We start from the raw sequence: 1,165 nt of genomic DNA, 5'->3' as shown, positions 1-1,165 counted from the left end.
GGTCGTGTCCCGCCGAGTGGTGTAGTTCGGTGGTAGCGAAGCCGCTCGGGAGCGCGTTCTCAACAGCGCTGTAGCGAGCGAGCGGCGGTCATCGAAGTTCTCCGGTAAAGTCGGGTTGCTCACACCAACCTGATTGGAAGGAACCACCGATGACCGATGTCATGATGAACCTGCGCACGCTCGTAGAGAAGACCCCTGACGCCGATATTTTGCGTGAGATGATCGGTTTTGCCGCTGAACGCCTGATGGAGATGGAGGTGGGGGCCTCCACCGGTGCCGCTTATGGCGAGAAGAACCCGTTGCGCATGGCCCAGCGCAACGGCTATCGCGACCGGGACTGGGAGACGCGGGCCGGCACCGTCGAGCTGCGCATCCCCAAACTCAGGAAGGGCACCTATTACCCTTCGTTTCTGGAGCCACGGCGCATGGCCGAGAAGGCGCTGACAGCCGTCATTCAGGAGGCCTACATCCAAGGCATCTCGACCCGGTCGGTCGACGACCTGGTCAAAGCCATGGGCATGAGCGGTGTCTCCAAGAGTCAGGTCAGTCGGCTCTGCGAGGAGATCGACGGCAAAGTGAAGGCTTCCCTGGACCGCCCGATCGAAGGCGACTGGCCATACCTCTGGGTCGACGCCACTTACCTCAAGGTGCGCCGTGGCGGCCGGATCGTTTCCGTTGCCGTCATCATCGCCGTCGGCGTCAACACTGATGGTCGGCGCGAGGTTCTGGGCATGGAGGTCGGCACCTCGGAAGCCGAGCCGATCTGGACGGAGTTCCTGCGCACGCTGACAAGGCGCGGCCTGCGCGGCGTCAGGCTCGTCGTCTCCGATGCACACGAAGGGATCAGGGCGGCAACCTCGAAGGTTCTCAGCGCGACCTGGCAGCGCTGCAGGGTTCATTTTGCCCGTAACGTGCTGGCGCATGCCGGAAAGAGTGGCCGCCGCGTCGTGTCGGCATTCATCGCCACTGCCTTCGCCCAGGAGACGGCAGAGGCTGCAAGCCTGCAGTGGCGCGCCGTATCGCTGGCCAGATCCGTCCGAAGGTACCGAAGCTCGCCGCCATCATGGATGAGGCCGAACACGACGTCCTCGCCTATATGAGCTTTCCCAAAGAGCATCGCGTCAAGCTCCATTCGATCAATTCCCTTGAGAGGCTCAACGGCGAA

General features: G+C 62.7%; 1 pseudogene. It reads left to right on the top strand.

Features of this window, described 5'->3' with window-relative positions:
• Positions 1–218: 218 nt before the first annotated feature.
• A pseudogene (locus BSG20_RS35405) lies at positions 219–1,165 on the top strand (IS256 family transposase); the annotation flags it as partial.

The organism is Rhizobium tibeticum (assembly GCF_900110205.1).
GTDB lineage: Bacteria > Pseudomonadota > Alphaproteobacteria > Rhizobiales > Rhizobiaceae > Rhizobium > Rhizobium tibeticum.
Note: the sequence above shows the minus strand (reverse complement) of the source record. Positions and strands in the feature narration are given on the sequence as shown.